Here is a 21,241-nt window from a genome sequence, read left to right as displayed (position 1 = left end):
TCGTCGAAACGGAACCGTAACAACATGCGTACTAGCCAATATCTGCTCTCCACTTTAAAGGAGACACCTGCCGACGCCGAAGTGATCAGCCACCAGCTGATGCTGCGCGCCGGGATGATCCGCAAGCTGGCCTCCGGGTTATACACCTGGCTGCCGACCGGCGTGCGCGTCCTGAAAAAAGTCGAAAACATCGTGCGTGAAGAGATGAACAACGCCGGTGCTATCGAGGTGTTAATGCCGGTCGTTCAGCCCTCTGAACTGTGGCAGGAGAGCGGTCGCTGGGAGCAGTACGGTCCGGAACTGCTGCGTATTGCCGATCGCGGCGATCGTCCGTTTGTCCTCGGCCCAACGCATGAAGAAGTCATTACCGATCTGATCCGTAATGAGCTGAGCTCATACAAACAGCTGCCGCTGAACTTCTTCCAGATCCAGACCAAATTCCGTGACGAAGTACGTCCACGCTTTGGCGTCATGCGCTCTCGCGAATTCCTGATGAAAGACGCCTACTCTTTCCATACTTCTCAGGAATCGCTGCAAGAGACTTACGACGCCATGTACGCGGCGTACAGCAAAATCTTCTCCCGCATGGGTCTCGATTTCCGTGCGGTGCAGGCTGATACCGGTTCTATTGGCGGTAGCGCATCCCATGAGTTCCAGGTACTGGCACAGAGTGGTGAAGACGATGTGATCTTCTCTGACTCCTCGGATTACGCGGCGAACATCGAGTTTGCTGAAGCACTGGCACCAAAAACGCCACGCGCTGCTGCCACCGAAGAGATGAAGCTGGTTGATACGCCAAACGCGAAAACCATCGCTGAGCTGGTTGAACAGTTCAACCTGCCGATTGAGAAAACGGTAAAAACCTTGCTGGTGAAATCCACCGAAGGTAGCGCATACCCGCTGGTTGCCTTGCTGGTCCGTGGCGATCACGAACTGAACGAAGTGAAAGCCGAGAAACTGCCGCAGGTTGCCAGCCCGCTGACCTTCGCCACGGAAGCGGAAATCCGCGCCGTTGTGAATGCGGGGCCAGGTTCACTGGGTCCAGTCAATCTGCCCGTTCCGGTTGTTATTGACCGCACGGTTGCCGCGATGAGCGACTTCTCTGCTGGTGCAAACATCGACGGTAAGCACTACTTCGGCATCAACTGGGATCGCGACGTGGCGACGCCAGAAGTGGCTGACATCCGTAACGTGGTTGCAGGCGATCCAAGCCCGGATGGCCAGGGTACGCTGATGATCAAGCGCGGTATCGAAGTGGGTCATATCTTCCAACTGGGGGATAAATACTCCCGCGCGATGAATGCTGCCGTTCAGGGCGAAGATGGCCGTAACCAGGTTCTGACAATGGGCTGCTACGGTATCGGGGTAACGCGCGTTGTTGCTGCTGCTATTGAGCAAAACTACGACGAGCGCGGCATCGTTTGGCCGGACAACATCGCACCATTCCAGGTTGCGATTCTGCCAATGAACATGCACAAGTCTTACCGCGTGCAGGAACTGGCGGAAAAGCTTTACGCTGAACTGCGCGCCAAGGGCATCGACGTGCTGATGGATGACCGTAAAGAGCGTCCTGGCGTGATGTTTGCTGATATGGAACTGATCGGTATTCCGCACACCGTTGTTATCGGCGACCGCAACCTCGACAGCGACGAGATTGAATACAAATACCGTCGCAGCGGCGAGAAACAGATGATCAAGACTGGCGACGTTCTTGATTACCTGGTGAAAACCATTAAAGGTTAAGAAACAAAAAAACCCCGCTCCGGCGGGGTTTTTTAATGGCGTGACGTCAGCTTATTTACTGTCGCAGTTTTTACCTGCAATAAACTTCGCGTCTTTATCGGCCACCAGTGTTTTCACCATCTCACCGCTGTCCGGGTTCGGCTCCAGGGTAAAGTGACCATCCACCGTCAGCAGAACCGGCTTGCTGTCATTGCCGCGCGCCACGGCGTAATCACGCTCCAGCTGAGCATTGTTTGCCACGCTGACTTTTTTACCGGTGACGCAATCGGTGAAGATTGCCGCATCGGCCATGTAGAAATACATTCCTCGCATCGCCATTGGCGTGGCAGGCAGTGCCGCTTTTACCGGAGCGAGCGTGTAGTTGAACTGAGACTCAATAGGATTGCCTTCACGGTCAAGCATCTCCATCCCCTCGCCTTTGGCGCGGAAATAGGTTTTCTCCCCGGTCGTATCCGTCAGGACCAGCTTCTCAGCCGTACGTGCCCAAGTTCCGTAAGCCGCAAACGAAGAAGGCTCTTTCGCGCCCTGATAGCGCTGGTTCATTACCCAGGTGCCGTCTTTTTGCAGGAACAGGGATGTTTCGATGCCCTCGCAGTCCGCACATGGCAATACGCCACGCCAGCTCTGCTGCATCGGCTTCAATTCTTCCGTTTGCGTAGGCTGTAATACCTGCGTTTCCGAACGGTTGTTACACCCAAAAAGCGCAAACAGCGTACTCACTGCCAGCGCTGACCATAATACTTTTTTCACAATGAATTCCTTATGAAAAGTGTGTTCCCTTTCGTCACTCTGTAGGGCGACGAACTTTACCGCGTAGTGCTTTCACTGTGGATTTCTGCGCCTTTGACGACAGCCGACGCTCTTTCGATGCACGCGTGGGCCGCGTTGCCCGACGGCTTTTCTGCACTGTCGTTAATTCTTTAATCATCGCCACCAGCCTCGCAATCGCCGCTTCCCGGTTTAACTCCTGGCTGCGGTACTCCTGCGCTTTAATCACAATGACGCCATCGCTGGTGATCAGATGATGGCTGGCGGCAAGCAGACTTTCTTTATAATACTCTGGCAGGCTGGAGGCCCGAATGTCAAAGCGCAAATGGATAGCCGTTGAGGCCTTGTTAACGTGCTGGCCGCCCGCGCCCTGCGCCCGGATGGCAGTGATCTCCAGCTCGTTATCCGGAATGCTGACGTTTCGGGACAAAACAATCATGACGCCAGTTGCCACGCCGTTAAATGGATTTCCAGATTATTCTGAGAATCAGAAAGCCAGATCGCACCGTCCTGAATCGTCGCCTGCAGGACCATCGTTCGGCCAGCAAACTCGCTCAGTTGCGCCAGTTGCTCATCATCCAGATACCAGACGGTGAGATTTTTAAACTGTCCACACTTGCTCTTGTTTTGCTGCCACCAGATCTCCGCAGCGCGTTGATTATACGCGAATAACGCCACCTCAGCGGACTGGGTGCATGCTTTTTTAATCCTGCGCTCATCCGGCAGGCCAAGCTCAATCCACAAATCGATACCGAGATGATCGTTGCGCAGCCAGGCTTCTGGTTCATCTTCCGCGCTCAAACCACGCGTAAATTGCAAACGCTCGTCGGCGTATTTAATCCACGCCAGCAGGCGCAGCATCATGCGTTCCTGGGTTTCAGAGGGGTGACGCGCCAGCGTCAATGACGCATCAAGGAACTGATTGCGGTCAAGGTCCGCCACATTGACCACAGCTTTATAAATTGTCGCTTTCAGCGCCATCAGAGAACTCCTTTCGATTCAGGCGGACATTGTAGCGAAAACCGGAGCAAAACGCTGTTACGAGGTGATGAATAGTGCGCTATCAAGGCGCTGATATTGCTTAAATGAGTATGGTATAGTCACCTTGCTAAACCGAGTTTATCTTCGTAGGCTTAAGGGTATCTCACAGTAAGTCAGTGCGCTGGCGGGAGGGGATGTGAATAATTATTGTGAGTTAATTCGCAAACGGTATGCGGAAATCGCCAGCGGCGATCTGGGGTATGTCCCGGACGCGTTGGGCTGTGTATTGAAAGTGCTTAATGAAGTGGCCTCTGATGAGAGCCTTTCAGAATCGGTCAGGGAAAAAGCAGCGTATGCTGCGGCGAATTTACTGGTGAGCGATTATGTCGATGAATGAAACTTATCAACCCATCAATTGTGATGACTATGACAACCTCGAACTCGCCTGCCAGCATCATTTAATACTGACGCTGGAGCTAAAAGATGGCGAAGTGTTGAAGGCGAAGGCCAGCGATTTGGTTTCACGTAAGAATGTGGAATATCTGATAGTGGAAGATGCCGGCGCGACGCGCGAGCTTCGCCTGGACAAAATTGCCAGCTTCAGCCACCCGGAAATCGGTACCGTTGTGGTAAGCGAATCCTGATGACACTCACGGGCAGCCCGGCTGCCCGTTACGCATTCCACTCAAACGAAACGCCCTTTTCTACCCAACCTTCTTCAGTGATAAACACGCCCGCAGCGGCAATAAGCGTCTCACCATAAAACAGCAGCGGCGTGGTATCGCGCAGCCAGGGCGGCACATTGTTCTCCTGCCAGATTTTCTTCAGCTTTCGTCCGCCATTACGCCCGACGATATGCAGCAAACCACCGGCTTTAAAACGGACCGTAACGGGCTCATCCGCTTCTGGCAGTCGCACGTGACCTGCATTCGTCAGGGATACGCTACCCGCGCCAGTGGGTAATGTCAGTGCTTCCCTCACGCAGAGCCAGTCGAGAACAACATCAGAAAGAGAAGAATGGGATTTTACCCACCACAGTTTGCCCTGATAGCGCCTGACCTCGAAGCCGCCCAGGTAGACGCTCGGTGTGGCATCTTCTCGCGCCTGCGCCACTTCATCCCATATTCTGCCGAGCATCGCTCGCGACGGCATGACGGCATGATGAGAGGCCAACCAGCGGCGTAAAACAGCAGCACGGCGTACCGCACTCATCGCTTCCAGCGGCGCAATTGCCAGCGTACCCTCAGAGGAAATCAGCTCGGCCAGCTCTTCACTCAGCAACTCATCCAGCAGGCTCTCCTGCTCGGCACAGAGCGTGGCGCTCCTGGCCGTCGCTTCAGCAAAGTGCTCCCAGCGTTCGGTCAGTAGCGGTAAGACGCGCAGGCGCAGGAAGTTACGATCGTAGCTGTCGTCCTGATTGCTTTCGTCCTCAATCCAGCTCAGCTGATGTTCATGCGCCCAGGATTCAAGAGAAGCACGTTTTTCACCCAGCAGCGGGCGGATTAATTCGGTTCCGGCAAAACGCGCGCGCTCAGGCATGGCGGATAACCCTGCCGGACCACTGCCCCGCTTAAGCGCAAGTAAAAAAGTTTCGCACTGATCGTCAAGATGCTGCGCCGTAACGAGTGCTTCACCGGGCCGTAAGGCACGAGCAAAAGCGGCATAACGGGCCTTGCGCGCCTGCGACTCAATGCCAAGCCCTTCCTCGTGGAGGATCACGCGTTCCACCATCAACGGAATGCTCCACGCTTCACAGAGGGCTTCACAGTGCGCCACCCATGCATCAGCATGAGGACTTAACCCGTGATGGATATGCATCGCCCGGATCTGGACGTCAGGTACCTGGTCACGCCAGAGTTTAAGGCGATGGAGCAAAACGGTGGAATCCAGCCCACCGCTAAACCCCACCAGCAGTTGGCGGTACGGTGAAACGGCTTGTGCGATAGCGGGTGAGGTCATAGGAAATTACACATAAAAAATGCCCGGACTAAGCGGGCATTATCACACATGACGGCGATTACTGCTGGTAAAGCTCCAGCGGCAGGCCATCGGGGTCACTGAAAAAGGTAAAACGCTTATCGGTGAACGGATCGACGCGTATCGCTTCGCACATCACGCCGTGAGATTCCAGATGCTTGACCGCGCTATTAAGATCATCAACGCTAAAGGCCAGATGGCGCAGGCCACAGGCTTCCGGGCGGGAAGGACGTGCAGGCGGAAAAGGAAATGAGAACAGCTCAATCACATATTGCCCGTTTAACGCCAGATCGCCCTTCCAGGAGTCGCGCTCCTCGCGGTAAGCCTCACTTAGCAGCGTAAAGCCAAGGATATCGCAGTAGAAGGACTTACTTTTCGCGTAATCGGTCGTAATAATCGCAATATGGTGAACAGCTTTTAAACCCAGCATATCTTCTCCTTTTTATGATGCCTGAACGTTATAACCGAAAACCCGCACCTTGCAAGCGGTCACCTTTATTTTAGGACTCGCACCCAGTACACGCCCTGTTCATCGCGCTTCGCACCGTGGATATCGGTCTCAAAGCCCGGGTAATGGCGTCCGACAGAGCAGAGCATCAACAGGAAATCGAGCACCGCCCGGCTCTCTTCGGTGATCATCTCCCCAGGCATTAAAAGCGGAACACCTGGCGGATAAGGCAGGATCATGTTGGCCGACACCCGCCCGACCAAATTTTCCAGTTCAATGGTTTCCACCTCGCCTTTCACCTGGCGCTGCCACGCTTTGTGTGGCGTGAGTTTCATCTCCGGTAGGACATCAAACGCCTGCAGCATCAGACGCGGCAGGTCGTGCTGGCGGATCAGTTTGTGGATCCCCTGAGCCAGATCCTGAATGCGCATATTACGATAGAAGTCAGGATCCTCTGCGTAGAGATCCGGCAGCATGTTCTTCACCCGCAGGTTGAGATCGTAGGCGCGCTTAAACTCCATCAGGCCGCGCAACAACCCCATCGCGCGGGTTTTGTCGATCCCGATACTGAACAGGAACAGCAGGTTATACGGCCCGGTTTTCTCCACCACCACGCCGCGCTCGTCCAGGAACTTCGCCACCAGCGCGGCGGGGATCCCTTCATCACCCATAATGCCCTGCTCGTCCATGCCCGGCGTCAGGATCGTCACTTTGACCGGATCGAGGAACATATGGTCGGCATCGGCATCCCGGAAGCCATGCCAGTCTTCGCCGGGCGAGACGGGCCAGCATTCTGCTTCATCAATCTCTTCCGGCTGCCAGATATCAAAAAACCAGCCGTCGGCTTCATCTTTCAGCCGCTGAACTTCTTTGCGGAAATGCAGCGCGCGCTCCACCGAACGGTTGATGAGACGTTTGCCCGGATTACCGCGCAGCATCGCCGCGGCCGTTTCGATAGACGCCACCAGCGGATAGCTCGGCGAGGTGGTGGTGTGCATCATAAAAGCTTCGTTAAAGGTCTCTTCGTCGTACTCGCCTTTGATGTGAATTAAGGAAGCCTGCGAAAACGCAGCCAGCATTTTATGCGTCGACTGCGTTTCGAAGAACACTTTGCCCGGCACGCGCTCGCCGCTCATACCGCTTTTACCCGCGTAAATCGGGTGGAAATTAGTGTACGGCACCCACGCTGAATCAAAGTGGATCGACGGCACATCCAGCGTCTGCTTGATCCAGTTGGTGTTGTACAACAGCCCGTCGTAGGTGGAGTTAGTGATCACCGCGTGAACAGGCCAGCTCGCGCCAGGTATTGTCGCGACCTTACGTTCTATCGCGTCATGCGTAAACTCCCGGCGCGGGATGCCGCCAAGAATACCGAGCGCGTTGCGGGGGGGTGACAGCCAGAGCGGCACGACGTCGCTCATCATCAGCAGATGCGCCAGCGATTTATGACAGTTACGATCAATCAGCAAAGTACTGCCTGCAGGGGCAGCGTACATCCCGACGATTTTGTTCGAGGTCGAGGTGCCGTTGGTCACCATATAGCTCTGCTCGGCCCCAAAGGTGCGGGCGATATACTCTTCTGCTTCCAGATGCGGGCCAGTATGATCCAGCAGCGAGCCTAATTCGGTGACTGAAATGGACACGTCCGCTTTCAGCGTGTTGCCACCAAAGAAATCATAGAACAGGCAGCCCACCGGGCTTTTTTGATAGGCCGTTCCCGCCATATGTCCTGGCGTACAGAAGGTATATTTGCCTTCCTTCACGTAGGTGAAGAGCGCGCGGGTAAACGGTGGCGTGATGTTATCGAGATATTCATTCGTGTATTGCTGAATGCGAGTCGCAATATCGTCCGCCACGCCGAGTGAATATTCAAAGAACCACAGCGCCATACGCATATCATTGGCGCTGACGTCCATCGTCGAGTGGGTATTGATGAACGCGTACAGCGGGAGATATTCATTCAGCTTGTTGATATCGCTGCAGAGTTCGAGGTCATATTCATCCCAGTCGAAGATCACGCCGCAGATACGCGGATTGTGTTCGATAAATTTCAGCAGGTCAGCGCTGTTGTGCGGCCAGATCAGCTGATACCCGCGCGACTGTAGGGCTTGCTCCAGCTCCTTGATGGGTTCGTCTTTATAGAAGACGCCGTGTGGCCCCATGATGGCAATGATGTTCATGGTTTACCTCCTTGAAAAACATCAGATAAGCATAGTTAAGGTAAACGGCAGGTATAAAAAAAGCCGCAACAGTGTGCGGCTTTTCAGATAATGATGAAGCTTACGCGTAACCGTAGGTCATCAGACGCTGGTAGCGACGGTTGAGCAGATCGTCTTTGCTCAGCACGTCCAGATCCGCCAGATCCGCCAGCAGCTGTGCTTTCAGGGAAGCGGCCATCGCTTCCGGCTTACGATGCGCACCACCCAGAGGTTCAGGGATGATGGAGTCGATCAGCTTAAGCTCTTTCAGGCGCGGCGCAATGATGCCCATCGCTTCTGCAGCCAGCGGCGCTTTGTCGGCACTTTTCCACAGAATGGACGCACAGCCTTCCGGGGAGATAACGGAATAGGTGCTGTACTGCAGCATATTCACTTTATCGCCCACGCCTATCGCCAGCGCACCACCGGAACCGCCTTCACCGATAACGGTACAGATGACCGGCACCTTCAGACGAGACATTTCACGCAGGTTGCGCGCGATGGCTTCAGACTGACCGCGCTCTTCTGCGCCCACGCCAGGGTATGCACCCGGGGTGTCGATGAAGGTGATGATTGGCATGTTGAAACGCTCAGCCATCTCCATCAGACGCAGGGCTTTACGGTAGCCTTCTGGTGCTGGCATACCAAAGTTACGACGGATTTTCTCTTTGGTTTCACGACCTTTCTGATGACCAATGATCATCACCGGGCGTCCGTCCAGACGCGCGATACCACCAACGATAGCTTTATCGTCAGCGTATGCGCGATCGCCTGCCAGTTCGTCAAATTCGTCAAACGCCAGGCGGACATAATCCAGGGTGTACGGACGCTGTGGATGGCGTGCCAGCTGGGCCACCTGCCATGCGCCGAGATCGGCAAAGATTTTGCGCGTCAGCTCTACGCTTTTCTCGCGCAGACGATGCACTTCTTCGTCGATGTTAATATCCAGTTTTTCATCCTGACGGCTTACCGCTGTCAGAGAATCGATTTTCGCTTCCAGCTCAGCAATCGGCTGTTCGAAATCAAGGAAATTCAGACTCATAGTATTCCTGTATTAGTCAAACTCCAGTTCCACCTGCTCCGAACCAATGAGGCCACGGAGATCGTTCAGTAAACGATCGCTCGGAGAGACACGCCACGTTGCACCAAAGCGCAATCGCGCACGTGCATCCGCCCTCTGATAGTAGAGATGTACTGGAATGGTCCCCGAGCGGTGGGGTTCCAGAGACTGACGGAGTCGGTTTAAAAGCTGGTCATCAATTTGCCTGTCCGTCAGCGAGATAGCAAGCCCGCGAGCATATTTTTCCCGGGCTTCGTCAATGTCCATCACTTCGCGGGCGGTCATTTTAAGCCCCCCGCTGAAGTCATCAAAGCTGACCTGTCCGCTGACGATAAGTATGCGGTCTTTTTCCAGCAATTGCTGGTATTTATCCAGCGCGTCGGTGAATAACATCACCTCCAGACGCCCGGAACGGTCATCCAGCGTACAGATGCCGATACGATTGCCGCGCTTGGTGACCATTACCCTTGCAGCAATCACGAGCCCCGCAGCCGTGGTGATTTTACCACGATCTGTCGGATGCATGTCTTTTAGCCTGTGGCCGCCGACATAGCGCTCAATTTCTTTGATGTACTGGTTGATCGGGTGCCCCGTCAGGTACAAGCCTAACGTTTCACGCTCCCCATCCAGTACTACCTGTTCTGGCCACGGCTGGCAGTTGGAGTATGACTGTTCAATCTGCTCTGGCTCTTCCGCCAGCACGCCAAACATATCCGCCTGACCAATCGCTTCCGCTTTAGCATGCTGATCCGCCGCTTTCAGCGCGTCGCCGAGGGAATTCATCAGCGCGGCGCGGTGCGGCCCCAGCCTGTCAAACGCGCCGGACATGATCAGTTTTTCCAGCACGCGGCGGTTCAGTTTTTTGGTATCAGTACGGGCGCAAAGATCGAATAGCTCGCGGAAATACCCGCCGTTGTTACGCGCTTCGATGATCGCCTCGATCGGGCCTTCACCCACGCCTTTGATCGCGCCGATCCCGTAAACGATCTCCCCGTCGTCGTTGACGTGGAAGTGGTAGAGCCCCGAGTTAATGTCCGGCGGCAGGATCTTGAGCCCCATGCGCCAGCACTCATCCACCAGGCCCACCACCTTCTCGGTGTTGTCCATATCGGCCGTCATTACCGCCGCCATAAACTCAGCAGGATAGTGCGCTTTCAGCCACAGCGTTTGATACGACACCAAAGCATAGGCGGCGGAGTGGGATTTGTTAAATCCGTACCCGGCGAATTTCTCCACCAGGTCAAAGATCTTAATCGCCAGTTCACCATCAACGCCGTTTTTTCTCGCGCCTTCTTCGAAAGTGCCTCGCTGCTTGGCCATCTCTTCCGGCTTTTTCTTACCCATCGCACGACGCAGCATGTCAGCGCCGCCGAGCGTATAGCCGGAAAGCACCTGGGCAATCTGCATCACCTGTTCCTGATACAGGATGATGCCGTAGGTTGGCTCCAGTACCGGTTTCAGGCTTTCGTGCTGCCACTGAACGTCCGGGTAGGAAATTTCTTCGCGCCCGTGCTTACGGTCGATAAAGTTATCTACCATCCCTGACTGCAGCGGGCCCGGACGGAACAGGGCCACCAGTGCGATCATATCTTCGAAGCAGTCGGGCTGCAGACGTTTAATCAGATCTTTCATGCCGCGCGATTCAAGCTGGAAGACTGCGGTGGTCTCCGAACGCTGCAGCATGTCGAAACTTTTCTTGTCATCCAGCGGGATGGCGGCAATGTCTATCGGCTCAAGGCCCTGCTTCTCCCGGCGCGGGTTGATCATCTTCAGCGCCCAGTCGATGATCGTCAGCGTACGCAGGCCGAGGAAGTCAAACTTCACCAGCCCGGCGTATTCCACGTCGTTCTTATCAAACTGAGTAACCGGATGCTCACCCGCTTCATCGCAGTAGAGCGGTGCGAAGTCGGTAATTTTGGTCGGCGCGATAACCACGCCCCCCGCATGCTTACCGGCGTTACGCGTGACGCCTTCCAGCTTACGCGCCATATCGATCAACGCTTTGACTTCTTCGTCGGCTTCGTAGATTTCAGGCAGCTGAGGTTCAGCTTCAAACGCTTTTGCCAGCGTCATGCCCGGATCGGGCGGCACCAGCTTGGAGATGCGATCGACGAAACCGTACGGATGCCCCAGCACGCGGCCAACGTCGCGGATAACCGCTTTCGCCGCCATCGTACCGAAGGTAATAATCTGTGATACCGCATCGCGGCCATACATGTCTGCAACGTGCTCAATCACCTGGTCACGTTTCTCCATGCAGAAGTCGACGTCGAAGTCGGGCATGGAGACACGCTCAGGGTTAAGGAAACGTTCGAACAGCAGGTCAAACTCGAGTGGATCGAGGTCGGTGATTTTGAGCGCGTACGCCACCAGTGAGCCAGCACCGGAACCACGGCCCGGACCTACCGGCACGCCGTTATCCTTCGACCACTGGATAAACTCCATAACGATCAGGAAGTAGCCAGGGAAACCCATCTGGTTGATCACCTGGAGTTCAATATCCAGACGCTCATCGTACGGAGGACGTTTCTCTTTGCGAACGGCTTCATCCGGGAACAGGAATTCCAGACGCTCTTCCAGCCCTTCCTTCGATTTTACGACCAGGAAATCTTCCGTGGTCATATCCCCCGTCGGGAACTGCGGCAGGAAGTATTCGCCGAGACGCACTGTGACGTTACAGCGTTTTGCTATTTCAACACTGTTTTCCAGCGCTTCCGGGATGTCCGAGAAGAGCTCACACATCTCCTCTTCATTGCGCATATACTGCTGAGAGGAGTAGTTACGCGGGCGTTTAGGATCGTCAAGGGTGAAGCCGTCGTGGATCGCCACGCGAATTTCATGTGCGTCAAAATCGCCCGCTTCGAGGAAACGGACATCGTTGGTGGCCACCACTGGCAAACCGCGCTCTTCTGCGAGCGCCACGGCGGCATGCAGATAGCTCTCTTCGTCCGCACGCCCGGTGCGAATCAGCTCAAGATAGTAGCGATCCGGGAAATATTCTTCGTAGAACGAGACGCACTGATCCACCAGCGCACTGTTGCCACGCAGCAGACACTTGCCGACATCGCCCATGCGACCACCGGAAATCAGCAGCAGGCCTTCGTTCAGCTCTGCCAGCCAGTCACGATCGATCCACGGACCCAGCGCACCATATCCACGCTGGTAGGCTTTAGAGATAAGCAGGGTAAGGTTCTGATAACCGGTGTTGTTCATCGCCAACACGGAGATCTGCGTCATTTCATCGCCGAGCAGCTCGCTCTGGACATGAAAATCCGCGCCGACAATTGGCTTTAACCCGGCGCCATGCGCGGTTCCGTAGAACTTCACCAGGCCACACAGGTTGGTAAAATCGGTGATCGCCAGCGCAGGCATGCCAAGCGCGGCCGCCTTTTTTACCAGCGGTCCGGTCTTTGCCAGCCCATCGATCATGGAGTAGTCGCTATGCACCCGCAGGTGTACGAAACGTGGTTCAGCCATCTTCAGATTCCGCGTTACTTAATTGCTTGCGTATTGATTCAGGACACCCGCCCCAGCGCGCGTTTCACCGGGCCAAAGCTGCGACGATGGTGTTCAGTTGCGCCATGTTCAGCCAGCCTCTCCAGATGGAAAGGTGTGGGATACCCCTTATGCTGGGCGAAACCATACTGCGGGTAAGTGAGGTCCAGCGCGGCCATTTCAGCGTCGCGCGTCACTTTGGCAATAATAGATGCTGCGCTAATTTCTGCGACCCGGCTATCGCCTTTGACAACTGCCATTGAAGGCATGGGCAATGCCGGACAGCGGTTGCCGTCAATCAGGACATATTCAGGAGAAATTTTCAAACCCGCGACCGCACGCTGCATCGCCAGCATCGTGGCATGCAAAATATTCAGCTCGTCTATTTCATGCGGTTCAGCGCGCCCCAGGCTCCAGGCCAGCGCCTTCTCCTGAATCTCACTAAACAACGCCAGCCTGCGTTTTTCAGACAATTTTTTTGAGTCGTTCAGCCCGATAATCGGACGAGCAGGATCGAGGATCACCGCAGCAGTGACCACTGCGCCTACCAACGGGCCGCGTCCTACTTCGTCCACGCCCGCCACAAGGTGGGTGTGAGGATAAACAAACTCCATCATTTTGCTAGCTCCAGCACCGCATCAGCCGCTTGCTCATCAGCATTACAGCGGATCAGCTGATGCAGTTCACGGAAGGTATCGTGCATCTGGTGGCTGGTCTTGCCGTTTGCCAGCAGCGGCAGCAGTGCATCGGCAAGCAGCCGCGGCTGACACTCATCCTGCAACAGCTCTTTCACCAGCTCGCGACCGGCAAGCAGGTTTGGCAGGGAGACATAATCCGTTTTCACCAGACGTTTTGCCAGCCAGAAGGTAAACGGCTTCATGCGATAACCGACCACCATCGGGCATTTCGCCAGCATACACTCCAGCGCCGCTGTGCCGGAGGCCAGCAGCGCGGCATCGCTCGCATACATCGCTTCCCGTCCTTTTCCGTCCAGAAGACGGACGTGAAGATCCGGGGCGACTTCCGCTTTGATGCGCTCAAACTGCTCGCGGCGTTTGGCATTCACCAGCGGAACAACCACTTCAAGGTCGGGCCAGGTCTGGCGAAGAATTTGCGCTGTTTTGAGGAAATCAGCGCTCAGCATCTCCACTTCTGCGCCACGGCTGCCCGGCAGCAAGGCCAGACAGTGCACATCATGGGGAATGCCCAGCACGTCGCGCGCCGCGTTTTTATCCGGATCCAACGGCATTGCATCCGCCATGGTATGACCAATAAAACGGCACGGAACATTAAATCTGTCGTAAAACGCTTTTTCGAAAGGCAGGAAAGCCAGCACCAGGTGGGTGGACCGTCCGATTTTGAAAACGCGTTTCTGTCGCCACGCCCAGACGGACGGACTAACGTAGTGAATGGTTTTAATACCCTGCTTTTTCAGATTCCCTTCGAGGGTAATATTGAAATCAGGCGCATCGATACCGACAAACACATCGGGTTTGAGTTCGGTAAAGCGGCGGGTGAGATCGGCACGAATGTGCAGCAAACGGCGCAGCCGTCCCAGCACCTCAACGATACCCATCACGGCCAGCTCTTCCATTTCGTACCAGGCTTCACAGCCTTCGGCCTGCATCAGCGGGCCAGCAACGCCGACAAAGCGAGCATTGGGTACACGCGCCTTAAGCGCACGGATAAGACCTTCACCAAGAATATCGCCGGAGGTTTCTCCGGCGACCAGGGCTATCGTAAGCGGACGACTGTCGACCATTAACGAATCAGACCCCTTGTTGAACGGTCAAAGAACTCCATGAACGCGTTCACTTCCGGATGCTTATTCGCCAGCTCGGCAATTTCCGGCTTCGCCTCTTCCAGCGTTTTACCGCTACGGTACAGCAGTTTGTACGCGTTGCGGATGGCTGTAATCGCTTCGCGGCTAAAACCACGACGCTTAAGGCCTTCGATGTTCACGCCAAATGGCGTGGCATGGTTACCCTGCGCAATAACGTAAGGTGGGACGTCTTGCGCCACACCAGAGCAGCCGCCGACCATCACGTGTGCACCAATGATGCAGAACTGATGAACTGCGGTCATGCCACCGATAATTGCGAAATCATCAACCGATACGTGTCCTGCCAGCGTTGCGTTGTTGGCGAGAATACAGCGGTCACCCACGGTACAGTCGTGCGCGATATGCGCATTAACCATAAACAGGTTGTCGCTACCTACCTTCGTCAACCCACCACCCTGTACTGTTCCACGATGAATGGTGACGCTTTCGCGAATACGGTTACGATCGCCAATTTCCAGACGGGTCGATTCACCAGCATATTTCAGATCCTGGTTAACTTCACCGATGGAAGCGAACTGATAAATCTCGTTATTGCAGCCAATGGTCGTGTGACCATTTACCACAACGTGAGACTTCAGTACTGTACCCTCACCAATTTCGACATGGGGTCCAACAATACAGAACGGGCCAATGTGGACGTTAGCACCAACGATGGCACCGGTTTCCACAATGGCAGTAGGATGAATAAAGGCAGATTTATCAATCACGTATCAGGACTCCCGGCTACGAGCACACATCATCGTCGCTTCGCAAACAACTTTGCCGTCAACCAGAGCTACGCCTTTGAAGCGAGTCAGGCCGCGACGCGTTTTTTCAAAAGTGACTTCCATGATCATCTGATCACCAGGCACGACTGGACGCTTAAAGCGCGCTTCATCGATGCCTGCGAAGTAATAGAGTTCACCCGGCTCCAGTTTACCTACGCTTTTAAACGCCAGAATACCGGTTGCCTGTGCCATCGCTTCCAGGATCAACACACCCGGGAAGATCGGCTTACCAGGGAAGTGTCCCTGGAAGAATGGCTCGTTAACGGAGACATTTTTCACTGCGCGCAGAAAACGACCTTCTTCAAAATCCAGCACACGGTCTACCAGCAAAAACGGGTAGCGGTGCGGCAGAAGTTCTAAAATCTCTTCAATATGCAGAGTATGAGTGTCAGTAGTCAAAATACTCTTCCTGTCAAATGTACTAAGTAGCAATAATAACACGGCCTGCCGGTTTATAAAAAAGCCGACAGGCCGGGAAAATTAGCGTTAAACGGATGAACGCTTAGTCTTGTTGATCGATTTTGCGCTCAATCGCTTTGAGACGCTTGCTCATATCATCAATATTCATCACCAGAGCAGCTGTTTTACGCCAGACCTTGTTCGGTTGCAGCGGAATGCCTGAGGAATAGACGCCAGGTTCAGTGATAGGACGCATAACCATGCCCATACCTGTCACCGTCACTTTGTCGCATATTTCCATATGGCCGTTGATCACGCTGGCACCGCCAATCATGCAATAACGGCCAATTTTCAGGCTGCCTGCCATGATCACGCCGCCCGCAACTGCGGTATTGTCGCCAATCACAACGTTATGTGCAATCTGGCACTGGTTATCAATGATAACACCATTGCCAATAATGGTATCGTCAAGCGCACCGCGGTCAATAGTGGTACAGGCACCGATCTCAACACGATCGCCGATAATCACGCGACCCAACTGTGGGATCTTAACCCAGTTACCCCGATCGTTGGCGTAACCGAAACCGTCAGAACCAATCACTGTGCTGGATTGAATGAGGCAATTTTCGCCAATCTCAACCTCGTGGTAGACAGATACATTGGCCCACAAGCGGGACCCTGCACCAATCTTCGTATTTTTACCAACAAAGCAGCCCGGGCCAATCACCACGTTGTCACCCAGCACAACGCCGGATTCAATGACAGCGTTTGCGCCAACTGCAACGTTGTTACCCAGCTGAGCCGTCGGATCAATTGAGGCGCTAGCCGCAATGTTCTGCGCCGGCTGCGGCGTGGTATCAAGAATTTGGGCCATGCGTGCATACGTCAGGTAGGGATTTTTCACTACCAGAGCAGCGCCTGTGGCAAACGGAAGGTCGTCCTGCGTCAGAACAACGGCAGACGCCTGGCATTGAGCCAGGTGTTCACGGTACTTAGGACTTACCATGAAAGTGATGTTGCCAGCTTTAGCAGATTGCATGGACGCAACAGCGGTGATGACGATATCGCCATCACCGTGTAATTCTGCATCCAACTGCTGAGCTAAATCAGCCAGTCGAATTGAAGGCATTACTTATTTAACCTGTTTCAGCACATCAGCGGTGATGTCTTTAACATCGCTGCTGTTGAAAGCAACGGCATTCGCATCAACAACCAGATCGATGCTCTGATCGGCAGCAACAGCTTTAACTGCAGACTGAATGCGAGTAACCAGTTTACCGCGCTCTTCGTTAGAACGACGCTGACGATCCTGCTCGAAAGCCTGCGCTTTCTGGGAGAAGGTCTGGCGCTGAGCCATTACGTCTTTTTCCAGCTTGCTGCGATCGCTTGCTTTCATGGTAGAACCATCGCGCTGCAGACGCTGCATTTTAGTCTGGAGGTCGCCTTCCATACGTTGCAGTTCGCCAGCACGGCCTTTGAATTCGTTCTCCAGCGTTGCAGACACGCCCGTTTTCTGTGCAACTTGCTGGAACAAATTACCCATGTTGACGATTGCGATTTTGTCCGCTGCCTGAGCAGAAGTTGCCATCGCTAAACCGAGACCTGCAGCTAATAACCACTTTTTCACAATTAACTCCTTACCATCCCATTGGCACCTGAAGGTACCGTTCTTTGCGTGGCAAGGCGATCGTGTTACCGATCGCCAGTTGTCAGCGCTACACTGCCAACGCATTCCTTTGCAGCGAATTATTACCAGGTTTTACCAATGTTAAACTGGAATTGCTCCGCTTTGTCTCCATCGTATTTCTTAAACGGCTGGGCGTAAGAGAAGACCAACGGCCCCAGCGGTGACATCCATTGTAATGCGATACCCGCGGACATGCGAATGTTGCCCGGATCGCTGTAGTCTGGAACACCTGCCGCACGCATCTGGGCGGTATTCTCCCAGTTGGTATCCCACACCGTACCCGCATCCATAAAGAAGGAGGTACGGACAGAGTTCGCGTACTTGTCGCTGATAAACGGCGTAGGCGTAATGAACTCAAGGCTCGCCACGGCCATAGCGTTACCGCCTACTGCATCATCAGAGCTACATACTTGCTTAGGATCACGGCTTGCGCAGTTATCTTCGTCATTACCGCCGTAATAAACCGCTTTCGGACCAATGTTATTGGACTGGAAGCCACGCACGGTGCTTGAGCCACCAGCGTAGAAGTTCTCATAGAACGGCAGCTCTTTACTGCCAATCCCGTCACCGTAACCCCAACGAGTACGACCCAGGACAACCCATTTATGGTCATCATCAATTGGGAAGTAAGACGCCGTATCCAGCGTCAACTTGTAGAACTCGTTATCAGAGCCAGGAATGGTCACTTTACCGTTCAGGTTGACGCGAGAACCTTCCGTAGGGAAGTAGCCACGGTCAAGGCGGTTATACGTCCAGCCATAGTTGAAGGTGAAGTCATCCGCAGCGAAACCGTTGTCATCGCTGGACGTACTTGCCGACTGGCCAATGGAATCCAGATAACGCCACATCGCCACCTGCGGCTGCATGTTGGACAGGTCGTTATGCACATAACCTAAGCCTGCACGCAGGGTGTTGTATTCGTTCACCGGGAAGCCGAGCGTACCGTCTACACCGTAACTCTTGTTGGTGTAGGAGGACAGATCTGCGTCGTCTGCTTTAAAGTCGTTATAGAAGATACGACCACCCAGGCTCACACCGTCAACGGTGAAGTATGGGTTTGTGACGGAAAACTCAGAGTAGGTCTGGTAGTCGTTTTTGGTACCGTTGATACCAACAGAGTACCCGGTGCCCAGCCAGTTATCCTGCTGAACACCGACCTGGAAGCTCACACCGCTTTCAGTACCGTAGCCCACACCGAAGTTGAAGCTACCGGTATTGCGCTCTTTTACTTTATAGACGACATCAACCTGATCCGGACTGCCTGGTACACGCTGGGTATCAGTATCAACCGTCTCGAAGTAACCCAGACGATTCAGACGCTCTTTACCCTGGTCAACCAGGTCACTACCCAACCACGCCCCTTCCATCTGGCGCATTTCACGGCGCAGAACAGAATCTTTAGATGTATCGTTACCTTCGAAGCGGATCTTACGCACGTAGAAACGGTTACCCGCATCAACGTTCACGTGCAGCTTAACGGTTTTCTCTGCGTCGTTGATTTCAGGCTGAGTTTGTACGCGCGGATAAGCGTAACCATAGCGGCCGAGCAGCTTTTTAATGCTGTCTTCCATTTTGGTCACTTTAGACCCGCTGTACAGATCGCCCGGCTGAATTTTGGTCAGCGACTCAATTTCAGCAGAATGCCCCGCCAGGTTTCCACTTACTTCAACGCCAGAAAGCTTGTACTGATCGCCTTCTGTGATGTTAACCGTAATGTAGATCCCTTTCTTGTCCGGAGTCAGACTGACCTGAGTGGAATCAATGTTGAAACGGGCATAACCGCGATCCAGATAATAGCTGCGCAGGGTTTCAAGGTCGCCAGCCAGTTTCTGTTTCTGGTATTTACGATCGCCCACCACGTTCCACCATGGCACTTCGTCACGCAGCTGGAACGTTGAGATCAGCTCGTCGGTGCTGAACGCGTGGTTGCCGACGATGTTGATCTGCTGGATCTTCGCAGAAACACCTTCCTGGAAGACCAGTTTCAGGTCAACACGGTTACGCGGCAGCGGCGTCACCACAGCTTTCACGCTGGCACTGTATTTACCGACGCTGTAATAGAAGTCTTCCAGACCTTTTTCAATGTCTGCAAGGGTTGTACGGTCCAGGGATTCTCCCACACGAACACCGGATGCTTCAAGGTTTTGCTTGAGCATGTCATCCTTCACCGACTTGTTGCCGGAGAAGGTGATACTGGCGATCGTTGGACGTTCTTTTACCTGAACCAGCAACGTATCACCATCGCGCAGGACGCGGACGTCCTCAAAGTTGCCAGTGGCAAACAGAGCGCGGATGGTGTTACTGATATCATCATCATTAACCGTATCGCCGGGGCGCACAGGCATACTGAGGAGGGCCGCACCAACGGCGACACGCTGAAGGCCTTCGAAATGAATATCTTTCACTACGAACCCGTCAGCACCGTATACGGTGGCGCTGCTAAACAGCAGCGACGCTATGAGCAACTTTTTCATCGCCATCGTTATTATGCGTTCTTCCTAACTAACTCTCTTACAACCGAGAGAAATCATTGAAAAGTGCAAGCCCCATTAACAGCACCAGCAAAATCGAGCCAATGCGATAACTAAAGTCTTGAACTCGCTCGGATACCGGTCCGCCTTTTAGCTTTTCAATGGCTAAAAACAGCAGATGGCCCCCGTCTAATACGGGAAGCGGGAACAGGTTGATTATCCCGAGGTTCACGCTAATGAGCGCGAGAAACATGAGATAGTAAATCACCCCGAACTCCGCTGACATCCCAGCCCCCTGAGCAATCGAAATAGGCCCACTGAGGTTGTTCAGTTTCACATCACCGGTTATCAATTTCCCCAACATGTTTACCGTTAGCTTCATCAGTTGCCATGTTTTATCCGTGGCTTCAAGGATGGCGCTGAACGGCCCATACTGGCGTATTGTCTTGTACTCATCTGGCAGTGGGATCACTTTCGGCACAACGCCTGCAAACCCTTCTGCCTTTCCGCTGCTCGATTTGGTATCCGGAATCAGCGTCAGTGAGAGCGGACTCCCCTGTCTTTCCACTTCCAGCGCGAGCGATGTACCCGGATTATCGCGTACCAGAGTAACAAAGGTCATCCATTGTGTTAATGGTTGACCATCGACTTTAACGATCCTGTCGCCCGCTTGCAAACCCGCTTTACTCGCTGCGGAGTTAGCCTGTACTTCGGCTAATACCGGTTCGATTTGCGCGCTGCGCGGCCGAATCCCCAAAGCGGAAACGGGATCTTCTTTGTCGGGTTCGAAACTCCAGTGGCGTAAATCCAGCACTTTTTCCTGCCGCTGGTCTGATCCAAAAGGCGACACGCTAACAGTCGTCTTCTCATCACCAATTTTCGCAACCAGCTGCAATCGCACGGCATCCCAATCAGGGGTTTCGATGCCATCAATCGCTTTAAGTTCCATCCCAGGTGCAATTTGCCCACTCGCCGCAATAGAGCCTGGGGCAATTTCACCGACAACCGGACGCACGCCAGGGACACCGATGATAAACACCAGCCAGTAAGCGAAGATAGCAAAGATGAAATTGGCTACCGGACCGGCAGCAATGATGGCAGCACGTTGCCCAACGGTTTTGTTGTTAAACGCGCTGTGCCTCAGTTCTGGCGCGACAGGCTCGACGCGCTCGTCGAGCATTTTGACATAGCCACCCAGCGGAATAAGGGCGATGACAAACTCGGTGCCATGGCGATCGGTACGCTTCCAGAGCGATTTACCAAACCCGATGGAGAATCTCTCCACCCGCACGCCACAGCGTCGAGCAACCCAGAAATGGCCAAATTCATGCACGGTAATCAGCACACCTAGTGCAACAATGAACGCCGCCAGATTCCAGAGAATGCTCAGCATAAAACCTTCCG

19 protein-coding genes are annotated in these 21,241 nt (G+C 54.0%); 3 read left to right on the top strand and 16 right to left on the bottom strand.

The features are described 5' to 3' along the window. Positions 1 to 24: 24 nt before the first annotated feature. Entirely contained in the window at positions 25 to 1,743 is a 1,719-nt protein-coding gene (gene proS, locus N2K86_RS04055; RefSeq protein ID WP_260660562.1) for a proline--tRNA ligase, read from the top strand. Between the two features lie 51 nt (positions 1,744 to 1,794). On the opposite strand, the gene nlpE is transcribed toward proS, so the two are convergent. Genes nlpE through N2K86_RS04040 form a run of 3 tightly spaced genes read right to left on the bottom strand, consistent with a single transcriptional unit; the run spans position 1,795 to position 3,492 of the window. Beyond that, a complete protein-coding gene (gene nlpE, locus N2K86_RS04050; RefSeq protein WP_260660561.1) occupies positions 1,795 to 2,493 on the bottom strand; it encodes an envelope stress response activation lipoprotein NlpE in 699 nt (232 codons plus the stop codon). Positions 2,494 to 2,527: 34 nt separating this feature from the next. Further along, positions 2,528 to 2,950 carry an alternative ribosome rescue aminoacyl-tRNA hydrolase ArfB gene (gene arfB / locus N2K86_RS04045; RefSeq protein WP_089599130.1) on the bottom strand — a complete coding sequence of 141 codons (423 nt, stop codon included), beginning with the start codon at positions 2,948 to 2,950 and terminating at the stop codon, positions 2,528 to 2,530. Next, entirely contained in the window at positions 2,947 to 3,492 is a 546-nt protein-coding gene (locus N2K86_RS04040) for a YaeQ family protein (protein ID WP_260660560.1), read from the bottom strand. Before N2K86_RS04040 ends, arfB begins: the two co-directional genes overlap by 4 nt. Positions 3,493 to 3,688: 196 nt before the next feature. Here N2K86_RS04040 and N2K86_RS04035 point away from each other — a divergent pair, with 196 nt between their 5' ends. Then, positions 3,689 to 3,889 (top strand): YaeP family protein, encoded by a 201-nt coding sequence (locus N2K86_RS04035; protein ID WP_008501889.1) that lies wholly within the window; start codon positions 3,689 to 3,691, stop codon positions 3,887 to 3,889. Continuing rightward, the gene (rof, locus tag N2K86_RS04030; RefSeq protein ID WP_260660559.1) at positions 3,876 to 4,136 is read left to right on the top strand and encodes a Rho-binding antiterminator; all 261 of its coding nucleotides are present in this window, start codon (positions 3,876 to 3,878) and stop codon (positions 4,134 to 4,136) included. The genes N2K86_RS04035 and rof overlap by 14 nt, the downstream gene beginning before the upstream one ends. 28 nt (positions 4,137 to 4,164) lie before the next feature. Here rof and tilS read toward each other — a convergent pair whose 3' ends face one another. The 13 genes from tilS to rseP form a co-directional block, all read right to left on the bottom strand. After that, positions 4,165 to 5,451, bottom strand: a complete 1,287-nt coding sequence (gene tilS, locus N2K86_RS04025; RefSeq protein ID WP_260660558.1) for a tRNA lysidine(34) synthetase TilS — start codon at positions 5,449 to 5,451, stop codon at positions 4,165 to 4,167. A 58-nt stretch (positions 5,452 to 5,509) separates the two neighbouring features. Next, entirely contained in the window at positions 5,510 to 5,899 is a 390-nt protein-coding gene (locus N2K86_RS04020) for a VOC family protein (RefSeq protein ID WP_260660557.1), read from the bottom strand. A 65-nt stretch (positions 5,900 to 5,964) separates the two neighbouring features. Further along, positions 5,965 to 8,097: a lysine decarboxylase LdcC gene (locus N2K86_RS04015; RefSeq protein WP_260660556.1), complete on the bottom strand. Its 2,133-nt coding sequence runs from the start codon at positions 8,095 to 8,097 to the stop codon at positions 5,965 to 5,967. A gap of 100 nt (positions 8,098 to 8,197) precedes the next feature. Beyond that, the gene (gene accA / locus N2K86_RS04010) at positions 8,198 to 9,157 is read right to left on the bottom strand and encodes an acetyl-CoA carboxylase carboxyl transferase subunit alpha (protein WP_260660555.1); all 960 of its coding nucleotides are present in this window, start codon (positions 9,155 to 9,157) and stop codon (positions 8,198 to 8,200) included. Between the two features lie 12 nt (positions 9,158 to 9,169). Continuing rightward, on the bottom strand, positions 9,170 to 12,652 hold the full coding sequence (gene dnaE / locus N2K86_RS04005) for a DNA polymerase III subunit alpha (RefSeq protein WP_260660554.1): 3,483 nt from the start codon (positions 12,650 to 12,652) through the stop codon (positions 9,170 to 9,172). A gap of 38 nt (positions 12,653 to 12,690) precedes the next feature. Beyond that, positions 12,691 to 13,287, bottom strand: coding sequence for a ribonuclease HII (gene rnhB, locus N2K86_RS04000; protein ID WP_010426699.1), 597 nt, complete (start codon positions 13,285 to 13,287; stop codon positions 12,691 to 12,693). After that, on the bottom strand, positions 13,284 to 14,432 hold the full coding sequence (gene lpxB / locus N2K86_RS03995) for a lipid-A-disaccharide synthase (RefSeq protein ID WP_260660553.1): 1,149 nt from the start codon (positions 14,430 to 14,432) through the stop codon (positions 13,284 to 13,286). The genes rnhB and lpxB overlap by 4 nt, the downstream gene beginning before the upstream one ends. Continuing rightward, positions 14,432 to 15,220, bottom strand: a complete 789-nt coding sequence (gene lpxA / locus N2K86_RS03990; protein ID WP_260660552.1) for an acyl-ACP--UDP-N-acetylglucosamine O-acyltransferase — start codon at positions 15,218 to 15,220, stop codon at positions 14,432 to 14,434. The genes lpxB and lpxA overlap by 1 nt, the downstream gene beginning before the upstream one ends. 3 nt (positions 15,221 to 15,223) lie before the next feature. Beyond that, positions 15,224 to 15,679, bottom strand: a complete 456-nt coding sequence (gene fabZ, locus N2K86_RS03985) for a 3-hydroxyacyl-ACP dehydratase FabZ (RefSeq protein WP_010426706.1) — start codon at positions 15,677 to 15,679, stop codon at positions 15,224 to 15,226. Positions 15,680 to 15,782: 103 nt separating this feature from the next. Beyond that, positions 15,783 to 16,808: a UDP-3-O-(3-hydroxymyristoyl)glucosamine N-acyltransferase gene (gene lpxD, locus N2K86_RS03980; protein WP_126545048.1), complete on the bottom strand. Its 1,026-nt coding sequence runs from the start codon at positions 16,806 to 16,808 to the stop codon at positions 15,783 to 15,785. A 3-nt stretch (positions 16,809 to 16,811) separates the two neighbouring features. Further along, positions 16,812 to 17,306, bottom strand: a complete 495-nt coding sequence (gene skp, locus N2K86_RS03975) for a molecular chaperone Skp (RefSeq protein ID WP_119938444.1) — start codon at positions 17,304 to 17,306, stop codon at positions 16,812 to 16,814. A 122-nt stretch (positions 17,307 to 17,428) separates the two neighbouring features. Further along, entirely contained in the window at positions 17,429 to 19,846 is a 2,418-nt protein-coding gene (gene bamA / locus N2K86_RS03970; RefSeq protein WP_260660551.1) for an outer membrane protein assembly factor BamA, read from the bottom strand. A 31-nt stretch (positions 19,847 to 19,877) separates the two neighbouring features. Next, positions 19,878 to 21,230 carry a sigma E protease regulator RseP gene (gene rseP / locus N2K86_RS03965; protein WP_042719072.1) on the bottom strand — a complete coding sequence of 451 codons (1,353 nt, stop codon included), beginning with the start codon at positions 21,228 to 21,230 and terminating at the stop codon, positions 19,878 to 19,880. Positions 21,231 to 21,241 lie beyond the last annotated feature (11 nt).

The sequence above is a fragment of the Enterobacter mori genome, from assembly GCF_025244905.1.
In the GTDB taxonomy this organism is placed as follows: Bacteria; Pseudomonadota; Gammaproteobacteria; order Enterobacterales; family Enterobacteriaceae; genus Enterobacter; species Enterobacter mori_A.
The sequence above is the reverse complement of the archived record's forward strand: the minus strand, read 5'-3'. Positions and strand labels throughout refer to the sequence as shown.